This window comes from Duganella qianjiadongensis (genome assembly GCF_009857915.1).
Classification (GTDB): domain Bacteria; phylum Pseudomonadota; class Gammaproteobacteria; order Burkholderiales; family Burkholderiaceae_D; genus Rugamonas; species Rugamonas qianjiadongensis.
Genome location: NZ_WWCM01000017.1, coordinates 72740 through 89029 on the forward strand (window position 1 = coordinate 72740; position 16290 = coordinate 89029).

Below are 16290 nucleotides of genomic sequence, written 5' to 3' on the forward strand. Positions count from 1 at the left end.
AGGAATCACTATGCAACGTAAATCTCTGGATGTCTGGGTCGGTCTGTTCATCGTCGTCGGCGTAGCCGCTTTGATGTTCCTTGCACTGAAGGCCGGCAACATGGGATCCATGTCTTTCGCCAAGGTCTATCCGGTCACCGCCAAATTCGACAACATCGGCAGCCTGCGTCCGCAAGCGCCCGTCAAAGCTGCCGGTGTGGTAGTGGGCCGCGTGGGCGAGATCCGTTTCGACGACAAAAGCTATCAGGCGCTGGTCACGCTGAATATGGAAGAAACTTACAAGTTCCCGAAAGACAGCTCGGCCAAGATCCTGACCTCGGGCTTGCTGGGCGAGCAGTATGTGGGCATCGAAGCGGGTGGCGATATGAATAATCTGGCGGCTGGCGACAAGATCGCCCGCACCCAGTCGGCTGCCGTACTGGAAGACCTGATTAACCAGTTCATCTACAGCAAAGCCGCTGAAGGAAAGGACAGTAAATGAGTCTGCCTCTCGCCAAATCCTCGGGCCGTGCCGCGCTGGCACTGGGCCTGACGCTGCTGCTGGCCGGTTGCGCCGGTCCCAACCCGCGCGACCCCTACGAGAACTTCAACCGTGCCATGTTCACCTTCAATGACACGGTCGACACCTATGCGCTGAAACCGGCTGCCACGGCTTATCACACGGTGCTGCCGTCGTTCGTGCAGACCGGCGTGAATAACTTCTTCGGCAATCTGGCCGATGCGTGGACGGGCGTGAACAATCTGCTGCAGGGCAAAGGCGAAGCCGGCCTGTCCGATGTGACCCGTTTTGCCCTCAACTCCACGCTGGGTATCGCCGGCCTGTTCGACATCGCTTCGGAAGCCGGTCTGCCCAAGCACAAGGAAGATTTCGGCCAGACGCTGGGTACCTGGGGCGTGCCATCGGGGCCTTACCTGATGCTGCCGCTGCTGGGACCTTCCACCGTGCGGGACGCGGTGGTACTGCCTATTGATGTGAAAGGCGATATCTGGGGCTACAAGGAACCTGTGTATATCCGCAACAGTGGTACGGCATTGCGCGCCATCGACCAGCGCGCCGGTCTGCTTGACGCTTCCACCCTGCTGGAAGATGCGGCACTGGATCGCTACGAGTTCATCCGCGACAGTTTCCTGCAGCGCCGTGAAAGCCTGATCCATCCGGACGACGACGATGCGCCCAAGCGCAAGAAACAGGGCGATGAGACGGCTTACGAGGCGGTACCGGCCAGCGAACCTGTTGCTACTGCGGCAATTTCTGCGCCCATGGCCGCCGCGGTCGCGCCAAAAGAGGTAAACTCTGGTGCTCTGGCTGCAACTTCTGTCAGCCCGTGAACCCGAAGAACACTTCATAGGTAAAAAACATGACTTTTATTAAACAACTTATCGCTGCAGCGGGCCTGACCTTCGCTGCAACCATGGCGCAGGCTGCCGTACCAGCCAACGAGGCACCAGATGCACTGGTGAAACGTATCAGCCAGGAAGTGATCGATATCGCCAAAAATGACAAGGCGATCCAGTCCGGCGACCAGAAAAAGGTGATGGATCTGGTGGAAAACAAGATCCTGCCGTACGTAGACTTCCAGCGCATGACCGCACTGGCAGCGGGCCGCTTCTGGCGCGACGCTTCGCCCGAGCAGCAGAAAGCCCTGTCGGACCAGTTCCGCACCCTGCTGATCTTCACCTATTCCGGCGCTCTCTCGCAGATCAAGGATGAAACCATCGAGTTCAAGCCTTTGCGTGCCGATCCGACCGACACCGAAGTGGAAGTGCGTTCGCAGGTGAACGTGGCGCGCGGCGAGCCGATTCCGCTCAACTACCGCGTAGCCAAATCGCCTACCGGCTGGAAAATCTACGATATCAATGTACTGGGCGCATGGCTGGTGGAAACCTACAAAGGTACGTTCGCTTCGGAAATCAGCAAGGGCGGCATGGATGGCCTGATCAAGGCGCTGACCGAAAAGAACAAGAAGCTGGCCAATAAACCACTGAAACCTGTCGCTAAATAAGTCTGTCTGCCATGTCTACTGCTGTTGCCGAAGCCATTGACGATTTCAAATCGATCACCACTCTGAACGTGCAGAACGCTACGGCGGTGCTGGAGCGCGGTCTGGCTGCCCTCAAGGCCGGCCAGACGGTGTTCGACCTGCGTTACGTGCTGACGGTGGATTCGGCAGCTGTGTCCGTGCTGCTGGCATGGGAAAAGGCGGCGCAGGATGCCGGCCTGCGGCTGGAACTGAAAAACCTGCCGCCAGCGCTGCAAAGCCTGACCAAGCTGTATGGCGTGTGCTCGCTGCTGTTCCCCACTTCGGTACAGCTGGAACCGGGCGAGGCAGCGTCGGCAAATCCTCTGCATGAAGAGTTCCACGCGGTGACCGGCCAGCCCGACACCGCCAAGCTGAAAGTGGGCGCCAGCCCCGAGCCTCAGCAACATCATTGACCCCCGCCTCATGGAATCAGGCCAGAAACTAGCGCTCTGGCTCGGTTCCCGTCAATTTCCCCTATAATTGAAGGTTGCCGCAGCCGGAGTGCCGTGGCTTTCCCAGTAGTCCCCGCCCTCGGGCACCTCGCGCCGGATTAAAGCCGCCGCACCTAACGAATAAACCAAGCATGACAGCGATCCAAATAACGAATGTCGAGAAGCGCTACAAGTCGCTCCAGGCACTAGGTGGCGTGTCCCTGACCATCGAAGAAGGTGAATTTTTCGGTCTGTTAGGCCCTAACGGTGCCGGTAAAACCACCCTGATTTCCATCATCGCGGGTCTGATCCGTCCGGATGCGGGCAAAGTCACCATCCACGGCCACGACGTCACGGGCGATTTCCGTGCCGCGCGCAAGAAGCTGGGCGTGGTGCCGCAGGAACTGGTGTTCGATCCCTTCTTCACGGTGCGCGAAACGCTGCGCCTGCAGTCCGGCTATTTCGGCCTGCCCAACAACGACGCGTGGATCGACGAGGTGATGCACAACCTCGATCTGACCAACAAGGCCGATACCAATATGCGCGCGCTGTCCGGCGGCATGAAGCGCCGCGTGCTGGTGGCGCAGGCGCTGGTGCACAAGCCGCCCGTGATCGTGCTCGACGAGCCGACCGCCGGGGTGGACGTGGAACTGCGCCAGACTCTGTGGCAGTTCATCACCCGCCTGAACCGCGAAGGCCACACCGTGGTGCTGACTACCCACTATCTGGAAGAAGCCCAGGCCATGTGCAAGCGCGTGGCCATGCTCAAGCTGGGCAAGGTGGTGGCGCTCGACAGCATGGCGGCGCTGATCCGCCGCATCTCCGGCTCGCAGCTGGTGCTGAACCTGCGCCAGGGCGAACTGCCGGCCGACCTGCGCCATCTGGTCAGCCATCCGGAACTGAGCGACGATGGCCGCAAGTACAGCCTGCGTATCAATGACTACGCCGAAGTCGAACCTATCCTCGCGCGCCTGCGCGAGAGCGGCGTGCAGCTCGACGAAATGCAGCTGCAGCAGGCCGACCTGGAAGATATCTTCCTGCAGATTATGGACAAGGGGAGCGTATGAGTTTCATCTCGATCGGGTTCCGCACGCTGGTGTACAAGGAGACCCTGCGTTTCTGGAAGGTGGCGACCCAGACCATCGCCGCGCCGATACTGACGGCCATGCTGTATCTGCTGATCTTCGGCCATGTGCTGGAAGGCCGCGTGACGGTGTATAGCGATGTCAGTTACACCGCCTTCCTGATTCCGGGGCTGGTGATGATGAGCGTGCTGCAGAATGCCTTTGCCAATGCTTCCTCGTCGCTGATCCAGTCCAAGATCACGGGCAATCTGGTGTTCGTGCTGCTGACCCCTCTGTCGCACTGGGAAATCTTTTCGGCCTATGTGATCGCTGCCATGGTGCGCGGCATCGTGGTGGGCGCCGGCGTATTTGTCGTGACGGCGTGGTTTGCCCACCTGTCGTTCACGGCGCCGTTGTGGATCGCCGTGTTCGCCCTGCTCGGCGCGGCCATACTCGGCACCATGGGCCTGATTGCCGGTATCTGGGCGGAGAAATTCGACCAGCTGGCCGCGTTCCAGAATTTCCTGATCATGCCGCTGACCTTCCTGTCCGGCGTGTTCTATTCCATCCATTCGCTGCCACCGTTCTGGCTCACGGTGTCGCACCTGAATCCGTTCTTCTACATGATAGACGGCTTCCGTTACGGTTTCTTCGGCCAGTCCGACGTCAATCCGCTGATTAGCGTGAGCATCGTCGCGGCCTTCCTCGTGGCGCTGGCATTGCTGGCGATCCGCCTGCTGCAAAGCGGCTATCGTCTGCGCCATTAAGCGTACCAGTAAGTGCGCCACCAAGCACCCCATAGATAAGGACACCATCATGACTACTACCCCGGAACTGATCCACGGCTACCTGAGCGCCGGTCTCGAATGCACCCATCTGGAAGTGGAAGGCGACGGCCAGCACTTTCAGGCAGTGATCGTTTCGCCGGCCTTTGCCGGCAAGCGCATGGTGCAGCGCCACCAGCTGGTATATGCCGCGCTGGGCGACCGCATGCGCGAAGAAATTCACGCGCTGTCGATGAAAACCCTGACCCCTGAAGAATACCAAGGATAAGTATGGACAAGCTGCTGATACAGGGCGGTAACCGCCTGCAAGGTGAGATCACCATTTCCGGCGCCAAGAACGCTGCCCTGCCTATCCTGTGCGCCGGTCTGCTGACTTCGGGCGACGTAGAACTGAGCAATGTGCCGCATCTGCACGATGTGGCCACCATCCTCAAGCTGCTGGGCCAGACGGGCCTGAAAGTGCAGCAGGACGGCGACCGCGTGACCCTCAACGGCAGCGCCATCGACAAGCTGGAAGCGCCGTACGAGCTGGTGAAAACCATGCGCGCCTCGATCCTGGTACTGGGCCCCTTGCTGGCCCGCTTCGGTTCGGCCAAGGTATCGCTGCCGGGCGGCTGCGCCATCGGTTCGCGTCCGGTCGACCAGCACATCAAGGGCCTGCAAGCCATGGGCGCCGAGATCACCATCGAAGGCGGCTATATCTACGCCAAGTGCGCCAAGCTGAAAGGCGCGCGCATCGTGACCGACATGATCACCGTGACGGGGACGGAAAACCTGCTGATGGCCGCTACCCTGGCCGAAGGCGAAACCATCCTCGAAAACGCCGCCTGCGAGCCGGAAGTGACCGACCTCGCCAACCTGCTGGTGGCCATGGGCGCGAAGATCGAAGGCATAGGCAGCAACCGCCTGACCATACAAGGCGTGAGCGAACTGCACGGCGCCAAGCACGCCGTGATTTCCGACCGTATCGAAGCAGCTACCTTCCTGTGCGCGGTAGCGGCCACCGGCGGCGACATCACCATCCGCAATACCCGCGTCGATATTATGGATGCGGCGCTGGACAAGCTGCGCGAAATCGGCCTGCAGCTGACCATAGGTGATAACTGGATCCGCGCGCAGATGGATAAGCGTCCCCACCCTGTGACCTTCCGCACCACCGAATATCCGGGCTTCCCCACCGATATGCAGGCGCAGTTCATGGCGGTGAACACCATCGCCGACGGCGCCAGCCGCGTCACGGAAACCATCTTCGAAAACCGCTTCATGCACGTGCAGGAGATGAACCGTCTGGGCGCGGCCATCGAGACCGACGGCAACACGGCCTTTATCAAGGGCGTGGAACAGCTGGTAGGCGCGCCGGTGATGGCGACCGACCTGCGTGCTTCCGCTTCGCTGGTGATTGCAGCGCTGGCCGCCCGCGGCGAAACCCTGATCGACCGTATCTACCACCTCGACCGCGGTTACGACCAGATGGAAGTCAAGCTGTCGGCAGTGGGCGCGGACATCCAGCGCATCAAGTAAAAATACATTAGGAATAACCATGAGCGGATTTCAGGCCAACTCGCAGCTGATACTGGCGCTGTCGAAGGGACGTATTTTCGAGGACACCCTGCCCTTGCTGGAAGCAGCGGGCATTACCGTGAGCGAAAACCCGGAGACTTCGCGCAAGCTGATTCTGTCCACCAATGACCCGGATGTGCGCGTGATCATCGTGCGCGCCACCGACGTGCCGACCTATGTGCAGCATGGCGCGGCCGATTTCGGCGTGGCCGGCAAGGACGTGCTGCTCGAGCACGGCGGCGAAGGCCTGTATCAGCCCATCGATCTGAACATCGCGGCCTGCCGCATGTCGGTAGCCGTGCGCAACGGCTTCGATTACGAAACGGCTGTGCGTCAGGGCGCGCGTCTGCGCGTGGCCACCAAGTTCGTGCAGACGGCGCGTGAGCACTTCGCCAAGAAGGGCGTGCACGTCGACCTGATCAAGCTGTACGGCTCGATGGAACTGGCGCCGCTGGTGGGCCTGTCGGACGCCATCGTCGACGTGGTCAGCACCGGCAATACGCTGCGCGCCAATGACCTCAAGGAAGTGGAAGCCATCATGGACATTTCCTCGCGTCTGATCGTGAATCAGGCGGCCCTGAAGCTCAAGCGCGAGCGCTTGCAACCGATCATCGAGGCCTTCGAGCGCGCCTCTAAAAAATAAAGCACACCCATCATGTCGATTCAGATTACCAAGCTAGATTCAAGCCAAGCTGATTTCAAAAAGTCTCTGGATGCCCTGCTGGCATTTGAAGCGAGTACGGATGAAGCAATCGAACGTGCCGTGGCCGGCATCCTGGCCGATGTGAAAGCGCGCGGCGATGCCGCCGTGCTCGAATACACCAACCGATTCGACCGCATCCCCAACGGTGGCGCGGCCAGCATGGCGGCCTTCGATATCGGCACGGCCGAACTGCAGGCAGCACTGGCAGCGATTCCCGCCGCCCAGCGCAGCGCACTGGAAACGGCGGCGCAGCGCATCCGCGCCTTCCACCAACGCCAAAAGCAGGAGCTGCAAGGTTTCCGCTACACCGAAGCCGATGGCACGGTGCTGGGGCAAGTGATTACCCCGCTGGACCGCGTGGGCATCTATGTGCCGGGCGGTAAAGCTGCCTATCCTTCGTCGGTGCTGATGAACGCGATTCCGGCTCATGTGGCCGGTGTGCAGGAAATCATCATGGTGGTGCCTACGCCGGACGGCGTGAAGAACCAGATGGTGCTGGCGGCGGCGGCGATTGCCGGCGTTACCCGCGTGATCACCATCGGCGGCGCGCAGGCGGTCGGTGCACTGGCCTACGGTACCGAAACGATTAGTCCGGTGGACAAGATCGTCGGCCCCGGCAATGCCTATGTTGCTGCTGCCAAGCGCCGCGTGTTCGGCATCGTCGGCATCGACATGATCGCCGGTCCTTCCGAAATCCTGATTATCTGCGACGGCACTACCGATCCGGACTGGGTAGCCATGGACCTGTTCTCGCAGGCCGAGCACGATGAACTGGCCCAGTCCATTCTGCTGTGCCCTGACGCCGACTACATCGCCAGAGTGGAAGCGAGCATCAACCAGCTGCTGCCAGCCATGCCACGTGCCGAGGTGATCCGCACTTCGCTGACCGATCGCGGCGCGCTGATCAAGGTGGCCGATATGGCCGAAGCCTGCGCAATTGCCAACTCGATCGCGGCGGAACACCTGGAAATCTCGGCCGAAGATCCGCAGCGCTGGGCCGACCAGATTCGCCACGCCGGCGCTATGTTCCTTGGCCGCTATTCGTCCGAATCGCTGGGCGACTACTGCTGCGGCCCTAACCACGTGCTGCCCACTTCGCGCACGGCGCGCTTCTCGTCGCCGCTCGGTGTGTACGACTTCCAGAAGCGCTCTTCGCTGATCCATGTCAGCGAAGCCGGTGCCCAGACGCTGGGCAAGGTGGCCGCCGAACTGGCGTATGGCGAAGGCCTGCAGGCGCACGCCCGCAGCGCCGAGCTGCGGCTGAAGTAAGCCGTCTGATACAGCACACAGGACAGTATTCACCACCATGACGGCAGCCGGCTGGATCGATCAGGTATTTTGCGAGGATGCGCTAGCCGGGCTGGCGCGCATCCCCGATGGTGCTGTCGATCTGATACTGACCGACCCGCCCTACAATCTGGGCAAGGACTACGGCAACGATTCCGACAGCCAGACGGTGGAAGACTATCTGCGCTGGACGGAGCAGTGGATCGATGCCGCCCTGCCCAAGCTCAAGCCTAACGGCAGCCTGTACATCTTCCTCACGTGGCGTTTTTCGCCCGAGATTTTCGTGCTGCTGAAACAGCGCATGACGATGATGAACGAGATCATCTGGGACCGCCGCGTACCGTCCATGGGCGGCAGCGTGCGCAGCTACTCGTCGGTGCACGACACCATAGGCTTTTTCGTGCGGCGCAAGGACTACTACTTCGATCTCGACGCCGTGCGCATTCCCTACGACGCCGAAACCAAGAAAGCCCGTTCGCGCTCCATCTTCGTGGGGGCCAAATGGCTGGAAGTGGGCTACAACCCGAAAGACCTGTGGAGCGTGTCGCGTCTGCACCGCGAGCATCCCGAGCGGGCCGATCATCCCACCCAGAAGCCGCTGGAAATCATCGAGCGCATGGTGAAGGCATCCTGCCCACCTGCTGGCGTGGTGCTGGACCTGTTCATGGGCAGCGGCACCACGGCAATTGCCGCCAGACGCTGCGGCCGCCATTTCGTCGGCTTCGAACTCAATCCCGACTATTGCGCCATCATAGCCGAACGTCTGGCGCGGGAAGAACAACTGGCCGCAGCCGCCCCTGCTGCGGCTCCCCCCGCAGCGGTGGCCGTGCCTGCCGCTGCAAAGAAAAAAGCTGCGCCCCGTACGCGCAAACCCGTGCTGAAACGAAGTTCTGCCAATTCATAGCTTAGGAGCCCTTGCAAGATGTCCCCCATCGACACCCTGATCAACACCACTATCCGCTCCGACGTGCGCTCCATCCAGAGCTACCACGTTGCCGATGCCAGTGGCTTTATCAAACTGGATGCGATGGAGAACCCTTATGAGCTCCCCCATGCATTGCGCCAGCAGCTGGGCGCGCGGCTGGCCGAAGCTAGCCTGAACCGCTATCCGGTCGCCTCGTATGCCACGCTCAAGCAGCGCGTGCGCGAGACGCTGGGCGTACCGGCCGGCTACGATGTCATGCTGGGTAACGGTTCGGACGAGCTGATCTCGATACTGTGCATGGCCTGCGCCCGGCAGGACCGCCGCGCCGTGGTGCTGGCGCCTACGCCATCGTTCGTGATGTACCAGCGTTCGGCCCAGTTTGCCGGCATGGATTACGTGGGCGTGCCGCTCAAGGCCGATCTGACGCTGGACCTGCCGGCCATGCTGGCGGCGATAGACGAACACCGTCCGGCGCTGGTGTTCCTGTCCTATCCGAACAACCCCACCGGCAATCTGTTCGGCGCCGACGACATCGTTGCCATCATCCGCGCGCTCGATGGTTTTGGACTGGCTATCGTCGATGAAGCTTATGAACCGTTCGCCAGCGATACCTTCATGGGCCGCTTGCCGGAATTCGCCAATCTGGTGGTGATGCGCACGGTGTCCAAGCTGGGGCTGGCCGGTATCCGTCTTGGCTATATGTCGGCGGCGCCGCAACTGCTGGCTGAACTGGACAAAGTGCGGCCTCCTTACAACATCAACGTATTGACCCAGATTGCGGCCGAATTCGCGCTCGAGCATGTGGAGGTGCTGAACCAGCAGGCCAGTGCTTTGCGCGCCGCACGCGCCGATCTGGCAGCTGCCATGGCTGCTCTGCCCGGCGTGGAGGTGTTCCCTTCGGCGGCGAATTTTATCTTGATTCGGGTGCCAAATTCCGATGATGCCTACGCGAAACTGCTGTCTAACAAGGTATTAATTAAAAATGTGAGTAAAATGCACCCTGTGCTGGCCAATTGTTTGCGTATCACGGTCAGTACTCCGGAAGAAAATCGTGCCTTCCTCGATGCCTTTGCTGCATCGCTGTCGGCCTGAAGTTATCGACATCGCTATCGCGAGCCTTTCATGAACCGCACCGCAGAAATTATCCGTAACACCAACGAGACGCAAGTGCGCGTTTCGCTCAATCTTGATGGCACCGGCAAGCAGAAACTGAATACCGGCGTGCCTTTCCTCGATCACATGCTGGACCAGATCGCCCGCCACGGCCTGATCGATCTGGAAGTGGAAGCCACTGGCGACATCCACATCGACAACCACCACACGGTGGAAGACGTCGGCATCACGCTGGGCATGGCCGTCGCCAAGGCGATCGGCGACCGCAAGGGTATCGTCCGCTACGGTCACTCCTACGTGCCGCTCGATGAAGCGCTGTCGCGCGTAGTGCTCGATTATTCGGGCCGTCCGGGCATCGAATACCATATTCCGTTCACCCGCGCGATGATAGGCACTTACGATGTCGACCTGACGCTGGAATTCTTCCGCGGCTTCGTCAATCACGCCGGCGTGACTCTGCACATCGATAATCTGCGTGGCACCAATGCGCACCACCAGTGCGAAACCGTGTTCAAGGCCTTCGGCCGCGCGCTGCGCATGGCATCGGAACTCGATCCGCGCGCTGCCGGCACCATCCCATCGACCAAGGGCAGCCTGTAACAGCTCAATCAACATGAATAAAATCGTAGTAGTGGATTACAGCATGGGCAATCTGCGCTCGGTCGCCCAGGCGCTGCGCGCAGTCGCGCCAGAAGCCAATGTGGTGATTTCGGGCGAAGTGGCCGATATAGCCAGTGCCGACCGTATCGTTCTGCCCGGCCAGGGCGCCATGCCGGACTGCATGCGCAGCCTGCGCGAATCGGGCGTGCAGGAAGCCTTGCTGGCAGCGGCGCGCAACAAGCCGCTGATGGGTGTGTGCATCGGCGAGCAGATGCTGTTCGAGCATAGCGAGGAAGGCAATGCTGCCGGTCTGGGCCTGCTGCCCGGCGAGGTGGTGCGTTTCCAGCTCGATGGGCTGCTGCAGGAGGACGGCTCGCGCTTCAAAGTGCCGCAAATGGGCTGGAACCAGGTGCAGCAAAATGCCACTCACCCGCTGTGGCAGGATATTCCCGACAATAGTTATTTCTATTTCGTGCATAGCTATTTTGCCCGCCCCAGTGTGGCCGAACACACAGTGGGCGTGACCGTGTACGGTGCGCCGTTCAGCTGCGCCGTGGCACGTGATAATATTTTTGCGACCCAGTTCCACCCCGAGAAGAGTGCTGCCACGGGTCTGCAGCTGTACAAGAATTTCGTTCACTGGAATCCCTGATTCCGGCGTAGTGATAACTTTAACGTTCACCAATTTACAGTTCACTTTACTGATCAAATCATCATGCTGCTCATTCCTGCCATCGACCTGAAAGACGGTCACTGCGTACGCCTGAAACAGGGCGATATGGAACTTGCTACCGTATTCTCCGAAGAACCTGCCGCCATGGCGCTGCACTGGCTCAAGCAGGGCGCGCGCCGCCTGCATCTGGTCGACTTGAACGGCGCCTTTGCCGGCAAGCCGAAAAACGAAGCAGCCATCAAGGCCATCCTGAAAGTGGTGCAGGAATACGCCGAAGAGAACGATCTCGACGAAATCCCTGTGCAGCTGGGCGGCGGTATCCGCGATCTTGACACCATCGAGCGCTATCTCGACGCCGGCATCAGCTATGTCATCATCGGCACGGCGGCCGTGAAAGAGCCGGGCTTCCTGCATGACGCCTGCGGCGCCTTCCCCGGTCACATCATCGTCGGCCTCGATGCCAAGGACGGCAAAGTGGCAACCGATGGCTGGAGCAAAATGTCCGGTCACGAAGTGATCGATCTGGCCAAGAAGTTCGAAGCCTACGGCGTGGAATCCATCATCTACACCGACATCGGCCGCGACGGCATGATGGGCGGCGTGAACATCGAAGCCACCGTCAAGCTGGCCCAGGCTGTGAAGATTCCCGTGATTGCTTCGGGCGGTCTGCACAACCTCGCCGACGTGGAAGCCCTGTGCGCGGTGCAGGATGAAGGTATCGAAGGCGTGATCTGCGGCCGTTCGATTTACGAAGGCACCATCGATCTGGCGACGGCTCAGGTGCGCGCCGATGAACTGAGCGGCGATCTGGTCGACGACGAAGCCGAATAACACTATGCTCGCTAAACGCATCATTCCCTGCCTGGACGTGACCGATGGCCGCGTCGTCAAAGGCGTCAATTTCACCGAGCTGCGCGATGCCGGCGACCCGGTGGAAATCGCCCGCCGTTACGACGAGCAGGGCGCCGACGAACTGACCTTCCTCGACATTACCGCCACCAGCGATAACCGTGGCCTGATCCTGCATATCATCGAAGCCGTGGCGTCGCAGGTGTTCATTCCCCTCACCGTGGGTGGCGGGGTGCGCGAAGTGGCCGATGTACGCCGCCTGCTCAACGCCGGTGCGGACAAGGTCAGCATGAATTCGTCGGCCGTGGCCAATCCCCAGCTGGTGTACGACGCCGCGCACAAGCACGGTTCGCAGTGCATCGTGGTGGCGATCGACGCCAAGCAGGTGGCACCGGGCAAGTGGGAAGTGTTTACCCACGGCGGCCGCAAGGCTACCGGCCTGGATGCCATCGAATGGGCTAAAAAGATGGAACAGCTGGGCGCAGGCGAAATCCTGCTGACCAGTATGGACCGCGACGGCACCAAGTCCGGCTTCGATCTGGGCCTGACGCGCGGCGTGTCGGATGCCATCAGCATCCCCGTGATCGCTTCGGGCGGCGTGGGCGGTCTGCAGGATCTGGCCGACGGCATCAAGCTGGGCAAGGCCGATGCGGTACTGGCCGCCAGTATCTTCCACTATGGCCAGCACACGGTGCAGGAGGCCAAACAGTTTATGGCGCAGCAGGGTATCCCTATGCGTCTGGCATAGGGAACTAAAGGAAACACGATGTCTACGCCTCCTCCAAGCAGCCTCGCCAAGGCTAAATGGCTGAAAAAAATCCACTGGGACGAGCATGGTCTGGTGCCGGTGATCGCCCAGGAAGCTGGCAGCAATGATGTGCTGATGTTCGCCTGGATGAACCGCGAAGCACTGGCACGCACGGTGGAACTGGGCGAAGCCGTGTACTGGAGCCGTTCGCGCAAGAAGCTGTGGCACAAGGGCGAAGAGTCCGGCCACGTGCAGAAAGTGCTGGAAATCCGTCTCGACTGCGATGAAGACGTGGTGCTGCTGAAAATCGAGCAGGCCGGCGGCATCGCCTGCCACACGGGCCGGCACTCCTGCTTTTACCAGAAGTTCGAAGGCGATGCGCTGGAAGGCGACTGGCAGACGGCGGAACCGGTGCTGAAAGATCCGGCAGAAATCTACGCGGCCGAGCAGGCCGCCAAACCGAAAAAGACCACCCCATGAGTACCATACTAGACCGTCTGGCCGAGATTATCGAAGCGCGCAAGCCGGCGCAGGGCGGCGACCCCGCCACTTCCTACACGGCCAAACTGCTGGCCAAGGGCGATGACGCCATCCTGAAAAAAATCGGCGAAGAAGCCACCGAAACGGTGATGGCCGCCAAAGATGTGCGCGCTGGCGCCGATAGCGGTAAAGTGCTGTACGAGGTGGCGGATCTGTGGTTCCACACGCTGGTATTGCTGGCCCAGTTCGACCTCAAGCCGCAGCAGGTGCTGGACGAACTGGCGCGGCGCGAAGGCGTGTCCGGCCTGGCCGAAAAAGCGGCACGCAAGGAATAAACCTGTCTAACCGGAGCTGTTGTGGATAACTGCTTGTTTTGCAAAATCGCTGAAAAAAAGATTCCTGCTACCATAGTCTATGAAGATGATGAGTTGCTGGCCTTCAAAGACATCAATCCGGCTGCCCCTGTGCATCTGCTGGTGATCCCGAAGCAGCATTTCGCTACCCTGTCGGCCTGTACGGCGGAGCATGCGCCGCTGCTGGGCCGCATGCTGGCACTGGCGCCGAAACTGGCGGCAGAGTTCGGTTGTGGCGTGCAGCACGCTGCGGACGGCACCCCTAGCGCCGGCTACAAGACCCTGATCAACAGCGGTCCTGACGGCGGGCAGGAGGTGTACCATCTGCACATGCATATCATCGGCGGGCCGCACCCGTGGCGCGGCCAGCGCTAGGCGCAGCCCAGGGCGAAAGCGCGTCCTTGCTCATAGTTGTTTGTAGGGAAACATTGCAAATGCATGACTTTGGCGCTTCGCTTATACTGTCGCAGGCGTTTTTTGAATCAACGGAATTTTGGGGCGCGTGCGTCCTGCAAGGGGAATAGAAATGGGTACAGGTAGCTGGTTGCACTGGGCAATACTGCTGGTGGTCGTAATTCTGATCTTCGGCACCAAAAAGCTCGGTAATGTGGGTTCCGATCTGGGCAAGGCCGTGAAAGGCTTCAAGGACGGTATCAAGGGCGAGGAAGACAAGGCGGCAGCACCGGCCGCTTCTGCACCCTCTGCCGCTCCGGCGCAGGTGGCCGACAAGAGCACCATCGACGTCGAAGCCAAGGAAAAGAGCAAGCAGTAAGCACCGGCCTGCGGGCTGGCTTCCGGTGTACCGGAGGCTGGCGCGCGGCCTGCGCTGATGGCGGAAATTTATGATCGATCTAGGTCTGACCAAACTCGCGGTAATCGGTGTGGTGGCGCTGGTCGTCATCGGGCCGGAAAAGCTGCCCAAGGTGGCGCGTATGGCGGGTACGCTGTATGGCCGTGCCCAGCGTTATCTGAGCGAAGTCAAATCGGAAGTCTCGCGCGAAATCGAGATGGAAGAGCTGCGCAATATGCAGAAAGAAGTGCAGGCGGCAGCGCAGAACATCAAGCAGGATGTGGAAGCTTCGCTGGCTGAGAGCGTGGCCGAAGTCCAGAATATGTGGCCGGACTCGGTGGCCGAGACGCGCATCATCAGCGCCACGGAAGAGGATCTCAGGCGCAAGGCGCGCGAGTTCCGCCGCAAGAAGCTGGTGCGCAATGCCGCAGTGCCGGGCTGGTACAAGCAGATGCACGGCGGACGCCAGCATGTGGTGTCCGGCGCAGCGCGGGTGGCACGCTTCCGTCCCCGCAATCACACCCCTACCTCGTTTTACTAAATGACTACTTCCAAGCCGGGCGAAGAGACCTTTATCTCTCACCTGATCGAACTGCGCGACCGTCTGGTGCGCGCCACTATCGGTGTAGTGATAATGTGCGTCGGCCTGCTGATCTGGCCCGGCCCTGCCCGCATCTACGACATACTGGCGGCGCCCATGATCGCTGCGCTGCCGGTCGGTTCGAAGATGATCGCGACAGGGGTGACCTCGCCGTTTCTGGTGCCGATGAAGGTAACGCTGGTGCTGGCGCTGGTGCTGGCTTTGCCGTGGGTGCTGTACCAGATCTGGGCGTTTGTGGCGCCGGGTCTGTATGCACACGAGAAGCGGCTGGTGGCGCCGCTGGTGATCTCGTCTTCGGCCCTGTTCATGGCGGGCGTGGCATTCTGCTACTTCTTCGTGTTTGGCCGCGTGTTCAAATTCATTGCCGAGTTTTCGCCGCAGTCGATTGCGGTGACGCCCGATATCGAGAATTATCTCGATTTCGTCATGTCCATGTGTCTGGCTTTCGGGGCGACCTTTGAAGTGCCGGTGGTGGTGGTGATACTGGTGCGTATGGGGCTGGTGAGCGTGGCCAAGCTTAAGGAAATCCGTCCGTATGCCGTGGTTGGTGCTTTTGCTGTCGCGGCTGTGGTGACGCCACCGGATGCGGTCAGTATGTTCTCGCTGGCCATTCCCATGTGTCTGCTGTTCGAGCTGGGCATCTTGGTAGCGCCTATGTTCGTGCGTCTGTCCACGGCGCCGGAAGATCAGGCCTAAGTCCGGGCTAGCAGGGCCGCGACGCCAAACAAAGTGAGGGCGTTGACGAGTAGTGATGCGCCGATTAGCCACGAATGCACTTTTTGACGATGTTCCAGGCGTTCGATTCGGAAAGTCAGACCGTCCAGCTTGCCGCTGACCTCCTGTCGCAGGCTTGCAATTGCTGCTTGCATTTCTACACGTAGCCCAGTCATTTCGCTACGCAGATCACTGATTTGATCGCGCAGGTCATCGAATTGACTGCGTAGATCAGTTATTTGACTACTTAGACCCGCTATTTGACTGTGCAAATCAGCTATTTGACTGCGTAGATCAGTTATTTGACTGTGCAGATCAGTTATTTGACTGCGTAGATCAACCATTTGACTGCGCAGGTCGTTCACGTCACTGCACAGAGTGTTGATCTGACCTTGCAAGTCTTTATGCATCGCGCCCAGCATTGCCAGAACTTCGCTGCGCAAGGTCGCAATGAGGGACTGCATTTCGGAGCCTGTCAGAATTTTTGTGTGAATCCGGGGTCATGAAATAATACCGAAAGGGATTTTCCATGACCGACGTAATGACCACTAAGAAGCCAAAAACCAAGAAGCAGTACCCGTTTCCCGTTGAAC

23 protein-coding genes are annotated in these 16290 nt (G+C 60.1%); 22 read left to right on the forward strand and 1 reads right to left on the reverse strand.

Annotation, left to right across the window (positions count from 1 at the left end):
• Window positions 1-10: 10 nt before the first annotated feature.
• The 22 genes from mlaD to tatC all read left to right on the forward strand — a co-directional run bounded on the left by mlaD (window position 11) and on the right by tatC (window position 15679).
• Window positions 11-481, forward strand: coding sequence for an outer membrane lipid asymmetry maintenance protein MlaD (mlaD, locus tag GTP27_RS19485; RefSeq protein ID WP_161040805.1), 471 nt, complete (start codon window positions 11-13; stop codon window positions 479-481).
• Window positions 478-1329: an MlaA family lipoprotein gene (locus GTP27_RS19490; protein WP_161040806.1), complete on the forward strand. Its 852-nt coding sequence runs from the start codon at window positions 478-480 to the stop codon at window positions 1327-1329. The genes mlaD and GTP27_RS19490 overlap by 4 nt, the downstream gene beginning before the upstream one ends.
• 29 nt (window positions 1330-1358) lie before the next feature.
• Window positions 1359-2003: an MlaC/ttg2D family ABC transporter substrate-binding protein gene (locus GTP27_RS19495; protein WP_161040807.1), complete on the forward strand. Its 645-nt coding sequence runs from the start codon at window positions 1359-1361 to the stop codon at window positions 2001-2003.
• 11 nt (window positions 2004-2014) lie between these two features.
• On the forward strand, window positions 2015-2434 hold the full coding sequence (locus tag GTP27_RS19500; RefSeq protein WP_161040808.1) for an STAS domain-containing protein: 420 nt from the start codon (window positions 2015-2017) through the stop codon (window positions 2432-2434).
• Window positions 2435-2604: 170 nt separating this feature from the next.
• The gene (locus GTP27_RS19505) at window positions 2605-3519 is read left to right on the forward strand and encodes an ABC transporter ATP-binding protein (protein ID WP_161040809.1); all 915 of its coding nucleotides are present in this window, start codon (window positions 2605-2607) and stop codon (window positions 3517-3519) included.
• Entirely contained in the window at window positions 3516-4283 is a 768-nt protein-coding gene (locus GTP27_RS19510; protein WP_161040810.1) for an ABC transporter permease, read from the forward strand. Before GTP27_RS19505 ends, GTP27_RS19510 begins: the two co-directional genes overlap by 4 nt.
• 49 nt (window positions 4284-4332) lie before the next feature.
• Window positions 4333-4569, forward strand: coding sequence for a BolA family protein (locus GTP27_RS19515; RefSeq protein ID WP_161040811.1), 237 nt, complete (start codon window positions 4333-4335; stop codon window positions 4567-4569).
• A gap of 2 nt (window positions 4570-4571) precedes the next feature.
• Window positions 4572-5822: a UDP-N-acetylglucosamine 1-carboxyvinyltransferase gene (gene murA, locus GTP27_RS19520; RefSeq protein ID WP_161040812.1), complete on the forward strand. Its 1251-nt coding sequence runs from the start codon at window positions 4572-4574 to the stop codon at window positions 5820-5822.
• A 19-nt stretch (window positions 5823-5841) separates the two neighbouring features.
• The gene (gene hisG, locus GTP27_RS19525; RefSeq protein WP_161040813.1) at window positions 5842-6504 is read left to right on the forward strand and encodes an ATP phosphoribosyltransferase; all 663 of its coding nucleotides are present in this window, start codon (window positions 5842-5844) and stop codon (window positions 6502-6504) included.
• A 12-nt stretch (window positions 6505-6516) separates the two neighbouring features.
• On the forward strand, window positions 6517-7833 hold the full coding sequence (gene hisD / locus GTP27_RS19530; RefSeq protein ID WP_161040814.1) for a histidinol dehydrogenase: 1317 nt from the start codon (window positions 6517-6519) through the stop codon (window positions 7831-7833).
• Window positions 7834-7870: 37 nt separating this feature from the next.
• The gene (locus GTP27_RS19535; RefSeq protein ID WP_161040815.1) at window positions 7871-8755 is read left to right on the forward strand and encodes a DNA-methyltransferase; all 885 of its coding nucleotides are present in this window, start codon (window positions 7871-7873) and stop codon (window positions 8753-8755) included.
• An 18-nt stretch (window positions 8756-8773) separates the two neighbouring features.
• Window positions 8774-9868, forward strand: a complete 1095-nt coding sequence (hisC, locus tag GTP27_RS19540) for a histidinol-phosphate transaminase (RefSeq protein WP_161040816.1) — start codon at window positions 8774-8776, stop codon at window positions 9866-9868.
• A gap of 30 nt (window positions 9869-9898) precedes the next feature.
• Window positions 9899-10489, forward strand: coding sequence for an imidazoleglycerol-phosphate dehydratase HisB (gene hisB / locus GTP27_RS19545; protein WP_161040817.1), 591 nt, complete (start codon window positions 9899-9901; stop codon window positions 10487-10489).
• A 13-nt stretch (window positions 10490-10502) separates the two neighbouring features.
• Entirely contained in the window at window positions 10503-11141 is a 639-nt protein-coding gene (hisH, locus tag GTP27_RS19550) for an imidazole glycerol phosphate synthase subunit HisH (protein ID WP_161040818.1), read from the forward strand.
• Between the two features lie 63 nt (window positions 11142-11204).
• A complete protein-coding gene (gene hisA / locus GTP27_RS19555; protein ID WP_161040819.1) occupies window positions 11205-11993 on the forward strand; it encodes a 1-(5-phosphoribosyl)-5-[(5-phosphoribosylamino)methylideneamino]imidazole-4-carboxamide isomerase in 789 nt (262 codons plus the stop codon).
• Between the two features lie 4 nt (window positions 11994-11997).
• The gene (hisF, locus tag GTP27_RS19560; protein WP_155435746.1) at window positions 11998-12759 is read left to right on the forward strand and encodes an imidazole glycerol phosphate synthase subunit HisF; all 762 of its coding nucleotides are present in this window, start codon (window positions 11998-12000) and stop codon (window positions 12757-12759) included.
• 18 nt (window positions 12760-12777) lie between these two features.
• Window positions 12778-13239 carry a phosphoribosyl-AMP cyclohydrolase gene (gene hisI, locus GTP27_RS19565; RefSeq protein ID WP_161040820.1) on the forward strand — a complete coding sequence of 154 codons (462 nt, stop codon included), beginning with the start codon at window positions 12778-12780 and terminating at the stop codon, window positions 13237-13239.
• Window positions 13236-13574 (forward strand): phosphoribosyl-ATP diphosphatase, encoded by a 339-nt coding sequence (locus tag GTP27_RS19570; protein WP_161040821.1) that lies wholly within the window; start codon window positions 13236-13238, stop codon window positions 13572-13574. Before hisI ends, GTP27_RS19570 begins: the two co-directional genes overlap by 4 nt.
• Window positions 13575-13595: 21 nt before the next feature.
• Window positions 13596-13967, forward strand: coding sequence for a histidine triad nucleotide-binding protein (locus tag GTP27_RS19575; RefSeq protein WP_161040822.1), 372 nt, complete (start codon window positions 13596-13598; stop codon window positions 13965-13967).
• A gap of 151 nt (window positions 13968-14118) precedes the next feature.
• A complete protein-coding gene (gene tatA, locus GTP27_RS19580) occupies window positions 14119-14364 on the forward strand; it encodes a Sec-independent protein translocase subunit TatA (protein WP_161040823.1) in 246 nt (81 codons plus the stop codon).
• Between the two features lie 70 nt (window positions 14365-14434).
• Window positions 14435-14923, forward strand: a complete 489-nt coding sequence (gene tatB / locus GTP27_RS19585) for a Sec-independent protein translocase protein TatB (protein ID WP_161040824.1) — start codon at window positions 14435-14437, stop codon at window positions 14921-14923.
• A complete protein-coding gene (tatC, locus tag GTP27_RS19590; protein WP_161040825.1) occupies window positions 14924-15679 on the forward strand; it encodes a twin-arginine translocase subunit TatC in 756 nt (251 codons plus the stop codon).
• Here the strand turns inward: tatC and GTP27_RS19595 are convergent.
• Window positions 15676-16161 (reverse strand): coiled-coil domain-containing protein, encoded by a 486-nt coding sequence (locus GTP27_RS19595; RefSeq protein WP_161040826.1) that lies wholly within the window; start codon window positions 16159-16161, stop codon window positions 15676-15678. The two genes, tatC and GTP27_RS19595, sit on opposite strands and share 4 nt — an antisense overlap.
• Window positions 16162-16290 lie beyond the last annotated feature (129 nt).

Bases quoted from the DNA above. Each gene is read 5' to 3' on its own strand.
- tatB (WP_161040824.1), top strand. From the start codon at position 14,435: ATGATCGATCTAGGTCTGACCAAACTCGCGGTAATCGGTGTGGTGGCG.
- hisH (WP_161040818.1), top strand. From the start codon at position 10,503: ATGAATAAAATCGTAGTAGTGGATTACAGCATGGGCAATCTGCGCTCG.
- hisB (WP_161040817.1), top strand. From the start codon at position 9,899: ATGAACCGCACCGCAGAAATTATCCGTAACACCAACGAGACGCAAGTG.
- tatA (WP_161040823.1), top strand. From the start codon at position 14,119: ATGGGTACAGGTAGCTGGTTGCACTGGGCAATACTGCTGGTGGTCGTA.
- hisD (WP_161040814.1), top strand. From the start codon at position 6,517: ATGTCGATTCAGATTACCAAGCTAGATTCAAGCCAAGCTGATTTCAAA.
- GTP27_RS19490 (WP_161040806.1), top strand. From the start codon at position 478: ATGAGTCTGCCTCTCGCCAAATCCTCGGGCCGTGCCGCGCTGGCACTG.
- GTP27_RS19570 (WP_161040821.1), top strand. From the start codon at position 13,236: ATGAGTACCATACTAGACCGTCTGGCCGAGATTATCGAAGCGCGCAAG.
- hisF (WP_155435746.1), top strand. From the start codon at position 11,998: ATGCTCGCTAAACGCATCATTCCCTGCCTGGACGTGACCGATGGCCGC.
- GTP27_RS19495 (WP_161040807.1), top strand. From the start codon at position 1,359: ATGACTTTTATTAAACAACTTATCGCTGCAGCGGGCCTGACCTTCGCT.
- GTP27_RS19505 (WP_161040809.1), top strand. From the start codon at position 2,605: ATGACAGCGATCCAAATAACGAATGTCGAGAAGCGCTACAAGTCGCTC.
- hisC (WP_161040816.1), top strand. From the start codon at position 8,774: ATGTCCCCCATCGACACCCTGATCAACACCACTATCCGCTCCGACGTG.
- GTP27_RS19500 (WP_161040808.1), top strand. From the start codon at position 2,015: ATGTCTACTGCTGTTGCCGAAGCCATTGACGATTTCAAATCGATCACC.
- murA (WP_161040812.1), top strand. From the start codon at position 4,572: ATGGACAAGCTGCTGATACAGGGCGGTAACCGCCTGCAAGGTGAGATC.
- GTP27_RS19595 (WP_161040826.1), bottom strand. From the start codon at position 16,161: ATGCAGTCCCTCATTGCGACCTTGCGCAGCGAAGTTCTGGCAATGCTG.
- hisG (WP_161040813.1), top strand. From the start codon at position 5,842: ATGAGCGGATTTCAGGCCAACTCGCAGCTGATACTGGCGCTGTCGAAG.
- GTP27_RS19515 (WP_161040811.1), top strand. From the start codon at position 4,333: ATGACTACTACCCCGGAACTGATCCACGGCTACCTGAGCGCCGGTCTC.
- GTP27_RS19510 (WP_161040810.1), top strand. From the start codon at position 3,516: ATGAGTTTCATCTCGATCGGGTTCCGCACGCTGGTGTACAAGGAGACC.
- mlaD (WP_161040805.1), top strand. From the start codon at position 11: ATGCAACGTAAATCTCTGGATGTCTGGGTCGGTCTGTTCATCGTCGTC.
- hisI (WP_161040820.1), top strand. From the start codon at position 12,778: ATGTCTACGCCTCCTCCAAGCAGCCTCGCCAAGGCTAAATGGCTGAAA.
- GTP27_RS19535 (WP_161040815.1), top strand. From the start codon at position 7,871: ATGACGGCAGCCGGCTGGATCGATCAGGTATTTTGCGAGGATGCGCTA.
- tatC (WP_161040825.1), top strand. From the start codon at position 14,924: ATGACTACTTCCAAGCCGGGCGAAGAGACCTTTATCTCTCACCTGATC.
- hisA (WP_161040819.1), top strand. From the start codon at position 11,205: ATGCTGCTCATTCCTGCCATCGACCTGAAAGACGGTCACTGCGTACGC.